The sequence below is a fragment of the Photorhabdus namnaonensis genome, from assembly GCF_001684335.1.
In the GTDB taxonomy this organism is placed as follows: domain Bacteria; phylum Pseudomonadota; class Gammaproteobacteria; order Enterobacterales; family Enterobacteriaceae; genus Photorhabdus; species Photorhabdus namnaonensis.
Genome location: NZ_LOIC01000070.1, coordinates 22,425 through 27,445 on the forward strand (window position 1 = coordinate 22,425; position 5,021 = coordinate 27,445).

5 protein-coding genes and 1 riboswitch are annotated in these 5,021 nt (G+C 41.4%); of the genes, 1 reads left to right on the forward strand and 4 read right to left on the reverse strand.

All coding sequences use genetic code 11. The features are described 5' to 3' along the window. From Phpb_RS26830 to moaA, 3 genes are all read right to left on the reverse strand, one after another. Positions 1-143, reverse strand: a 143-nt coding sequence (locus Phpb_RS26830; RefSeq protein ID WP_240492542.1) for a MoaD/ThiS family protein, incomplete at its 3' end; no start/stop codon positions are given. Then, on the reverse strand, positions 140-619 hold the full coding sequence (moaC, locus tag Phpb_RS11785; RefSeq protein WP_065390504.1) for a cyclic pyranopterin monophosphate synthase MoaC: 480 nt from the start codon (positions 617-619) through the stop codon (positions 140-142). The genes Phpb_RS26830 and moaC, both read right to left, overlap by 4 nt. A gap of 39 nt (positions 620-658) precedes the next feature. Then, positions 659-1,642, reverse strand: a complete 984-nt coding sequence (moaA, locus tag Phpb_RS11790; protein WP_205634772.1) for a GTP 3',8-cyclase MoaA — start codon at positions 1,640-1,642, stop codon at positions 659-661. Continuing rightward, positions 1,629-1,773, reverse strand: a riboswitch (molybdenum cofactor riboswitch). (Overlaps the previous gene by 14 nt.) Before the next feature lie 244 nt (positions 1,774-2,017). Between moaA and yvcK the strand changes: the two genes are divergently transcribed. Beyond that, the gene (yvcK, locus tag Phpb_RS11795; protein ID WP_065390506.1) at positions 2,018-2,926 is read left to right on the forward strand and encodes a uridine diphosphate-N-acetylglucosamine-binding protein YvcK; all 909 of its coding nucleotides are present in this window, start codon (positions 2,018-2,020) and stop codon (positions 2,924-2,926) included. Between the two features lie 1,724 nt (positions 2,927-4,650). Here yvcK and Phpb_RS26835 read toward each other — a convergent pair. Further along, positions 4,651-5,021 (reverse strand): type VI immunity family protein (locus Phpb_RS26835; RefSeq protein ID WP_240492533.1); only part of this gene is annotated, 371 nt, incomplete at its 5' end.

Below are 5,021 nucleotides of genomic sequence, written 5' to 3' on the forward strand. Positions count from 1 at the left end.
TCTTCCAACGCCAAGGCCCAACGTTCTCCCTTTGATATTAACGCCTTTCTCAAACTCTCAACGGTTGCGTAACGATTATCGAGATCCAGTGAATCAGTACCTACCAGCTCACGTATCTGAGCAAAAAACAGCACTTTAATCATTTATCCACCTTAAAATGACCTAATTTCCCACCTATCTTCTCCAGCAAACGAACTGGCCCAATGACCATATCTTTCTGTACTGCTTTACACATATCGTAAATTGTCAAAGCCGCGACCGACGCTGCTGTCAGCGCCTCCATTTCAACCCCGGTTCTCCCGGTCAGACGGCAACAAGATTCAATTCTGACCCGGTTATATTCTGTCTGGGCTTCCAACTGGATTTCTACTTTAGTTAGCTGTAATGGATGACAAAGCGGAATTAATTCCCATGTGCGCTTTGCCGCCTGGATACCCGCTATTCTCGCGGTGGCAAATACATCGCCTTTGTGATGGCTGCCATTAATAATCATTGCCAATGTTTCCGGCTTCATTTCAACAAACGCTTCTGCCCGGGCCTCGCGTGATGTTTCAGCTTTAGCGGAAACATCAACCATATGCGCTTCACCGGTAGAATTGATGTGGGTTAATTGAGACATCCTCAGCTCCTGAAAAAACAACAATATCCAAACGGTAAATTAACCGCCGATGACAGAAAGATTTGGGGTGATACCGCTGTCGCCTTGATGAAGAAAATGGGTTTCCCGTTTATGTCGCAATCCACCCTGAATACGCAATTTCAGATCATCAAGTTGCTCTTCACTTGCCAACAAATCACGCAGTGGTATCCCCTGTTCACCAAACAGGCATAAATGAAGATTACCTATTGAAGAAACACGTAACCGATTACAACTTCGACAAAAATCTTTCTCATAAGGCATAATCAGACCAATTTCTCCCTGATAATCAGGATGGTTAAAAACCTGTGCCGGTCCATCACTGCGTGAACGTTGAAGCAACCGCCAACCATCAAGCAACAGGCGTTCCCGGATAGTTTCTCCCGAAATGTGATATTGACGAAACATTTCGCCGCCGTCACCGGTTTCCATCAACTCGATAAATCTCAATTGAATTGGGCGATCTTTTATCCAGTTCAAGAAAGCGGGCAGGCTGATATCGTTAACATTTTTCATCAGCACCACGTTGACTTTCACTTTATTAAAACCCGCCGCAAATGCCGCATCAATACCGCGAATCACCTGAAAAAATTTGTCTTGTCCGGTAATCGCATGAAACTGGCGGGGATCAAGCGTGTCCATACTGACATTCACTGCGGTTAAACCCGCCTGTTTCCACTGAGCGACATCCCGTTCCATTCGATAACCGTTGGTGGTTACCGCCAGAGTTTTAATCAACTTATTCTCACGTATAACGGAAATAATATCGGTGAAATCACGGCGCATGGTCGGTTCGCCACCCGTCAAACGGATTTTCTCTGTACCCAGATCGGCAAACGCCCGGCCAACAAGACGGATTTCGGATAATGTCAAAAAGGAGTGATGTCCACGGGGTTTATAGCCATCCGGCAAGCAATAGGTACACCGAAAATTACATACATCGGTAATGGATAGCCGCAAATAGTAAAATTTACGGGCAAAAGCATCTATGAGTTGTTCCACAATAACACCTTTCCAAACATGGGAGACGCGGGCATTTCTGCCTCACACCTTGGTGACTCAGTGGTCACGGCCAAAACATCATATCGCGGTGTAAAAAGTGACTTAGACGCAGAGGCCAGGAGTTAATTTCAACATCTATAATTTATATTCCCAATACAAATTCTAGCGCTTAACAAAGAAAAATGCGAATACCTACTTTCGTTATATAATTGAATATACAATGAATTAGCCAGTGGCAGAACAAATCGCAGGCAATTTCTATTGGTGATTAATTAAAACATTGCGCCTAATCATAACGCTAGTTGGTTAATCGTGTTTTATAATAAATTACGTTAAAATTATTCGGTAAATATACGTTCAGTTAGCAACAGGAATTCTATGCGAAACCGCACATTAGCCGATTTGGATCGGGTGGTTGCTTTAGGCGGAGGTCATGGCCTTGGGCGCGTTATGTCCTCTCTTTCATCACTAGGCTCCCGCCTGACAGGCATTGTCACCACAACAGATAATGGCGGCTCAACCGGCAGAATCCGGCGTTCGGAAGGCGGTATTGCCTGGGGTGATACCCGCAATTGTTTAAATCAGCTTATTACCGAACCCAGTGTCGCGTCGGCAATGTTCGAATACCGTTTCGGTGGCAATGGAGAATTGGCCGGGCATAATCTGGGTAACCTGATGCTTAAAGCGTTGGATCATCTGAGTGTCAGGCCCCTTGAGGCGATTAATTTAATCCGCAGTTTGTTGAAAGTTAATGCTCATCTTATTCCAATGTCTGAGCAACCCGTTGACCTGATGGCGATAGATGATCAAGGCAACACCATTTATGGTGAAGTTAATGTTGATCAGTTGCACTGTATTCCTCAGGAGTTGATGCTTTATCCTCCCGCGACGGCAACAAAAGAGGCATTGGATGCTATTACTCAAGCAGATCTGATTATCATCGGCCCCGGCAGCTTCTTTACCAGCCTGATGCCATTACTGCTGCTTGAAGATCTCACCCAAGCCCTGCGCCGTAGCTATGCCAATGTGATTTATATCGGTAATCTCGGCAAAGAATTAAGTGCCGCCGCCGCTGAACTGACACTGAGAGATAAGCTGGAAATAATGGAAAACAAAATTGGCAGCCGGATAATTGATGCGGTCATTGTTGGCCCCTGTACAGATATCAGCGACCTTAACGACCGAATTATCACTCAGCAAATACTCGAAGCACAGGATATTCCCTACCGCCATGACCGTGAATTACTGCATCAGGCGTTAGAGAATACCCTGCAAAACCTTGGGTGACTGTTCCCTCCGTGAAGAGGATGTCGCAAAAGCTCTCCTTTATGACGACATTTCTACAACAACTGATGCTTTCCATTCACACCGGACGTCAGAAAAATCTACCCAAAATCGCGGTTTGTTTTCAATGCTGGCCTTTTGCGACACCCTCGCATTGGGCCAAGATTTACGGGGCAATTGTTAAAAAAAGTCTTTTTTATCTATCAGTGTGGTTTTAAAAGCGGGAAAAGAGGCCAAGCTAACCACGAAAAAACAGGTTTTAAATTGATTAAACAAGGTGAAAAGATGACAGTGTTAACGCAATAACAACAATATAACTTATCAAAATATTTAACAGAAACATTTAACAGTATTAACCACATTAAACCCATCTTCTTAAATAAAAGATTTTACCTGACTGCAACAAATTTACGAAAAATCAGAGACTATAAAAATCAGAGATTATAATTGTAGAAAACCGAACGGTCTTTAGATTAACACCAGAAAAGCAAGAATGTTTAACAATATTAAAAATAATTAAAGAAATGGGAGGGAATCTTAATACCGTTAGCCGTTCTGCCACCCTCACTGGTTTTAAACCTAAAAAGTCAAATACAGAAAAAGGAGAAAACCTAAATATCAGTTTAATGAAAACAAGGAGGTTAAATACGATTCAGAAAATGTAAAAATCATTAAACTCACTACAATCAAGCAATAAAAATCATTTAGCAAACAGATTTCCAATTAAAAACAAACAGCCCATCAAGGTGAAAACTACTGCTCAAGCTTATCATGTTTTTAATATTGTTTTTTTACTTACATTTTCATTTTATCGGTGATTAATTAACTAAGGATTAAGACAATAAGCACCTCATTAATGCCAGCTTTTTAAAAGGTATAGCGGGACTAAAAACAGCCTATTCCTTACTATGTTTAAACATTTATCGACAATACTACCCTTCACTTATTTTATATTTAACTAACCAACTATGACTATTTAAAAACACAAAAGAATAGAGATTAAATATTTCATTCAACAGACTGATTTAACCCAATAAATCAAAATTTTCAGTAACGTGATTAATGACATTTAGTCGCAATTCACTCACCATTAACCAAGAGTTGAAAAGCAATAATCAGGTAAAATAATATTAATAGAATAGATTAACGCTAAAGTGTTTTCTCACCATTATTTTACAAATAAATCAATAAATAATGCGATAAAAAAAGAGATAAAACGATTAATTTAACCTAATTTAAATGCTAAGAAAGAGTTATCCTGAAAAACATTAACGATATTTTTACACTATCAAGCTATTGATTAGTGATTTATAAAGAAAAAAATAAAGGGGAATGATTTATAAAAACCCGCAGAATGGCCAGTAAAACAATATTGGTAAAACAACGTTGGTAAAACCATGCTGGTAAAACCATGTCAGTCAAAATAAATCGGATATGATTAACGTTCGTTTAAATGTAAAACCACGATATACCATAATGTTTAAATTTCGCAAAAAGCATATAGCCAAAAGATAAAAAACGGTTAAAACCACAGGCCAGAATGCGCTGTTTTTTCTCCGGGGTGTAGCCCTGTTTAAAAAACAGAGTGATAGAAATCCCAAGACGAGAAACGGTCAGCCCATCGCCATTGAGAAATGGTAAATGCGGTCAGTTGTGATTTCAACTGGGCAAAGTCATCTGAAATTTCCATCATGTTCTCTGTTCGTTATAAGGCAGTAGATAATAGGTTATTCCCACATATTGGCCGCTTCCCGGATCAGATGCCAGAGGGTTGTGCCCTTCTCTGCACCTTCAACATCGAAAGCCATCGCGCCCTGAGCAAAGAAGTACTGCCTGCCCGGCAGGCTATCGGTTCGCCAGATCCCGCTGACCAGTGCAGGATGGTCGCCTCTCAGAGGGGTGACTTGCAGCGGGCCACGGTCATAACGGGCATACCAAGCTAGAGTGGAAGTTGAATTAAAATGGCCCTCACCATAGAAGTGCAATGAATGGCCTTCACGAGGTATCACTCGTATCGGACGTATCAACTGGTTAATGGCAAAATAACTCTCCGGGACACTGCCCGGCAGTGGCGTTAAGTCCGGGTATTCACCGGCAC

Coding starts and splice junctions, on each gene's coding strand:
- moaC (WP_065390504.1), bottom strand. CDS start 619: ATGTCTCAATTAACCCACATCAATTCTACCGGTGAAGCGCATATGGTT.
- yvcK (WP_065390506.1), top strand. CDS start 2,018: ATGCGAAACCGCACATTAGCCGATTTGGATCGGGTGGTTGCTTTAGGC.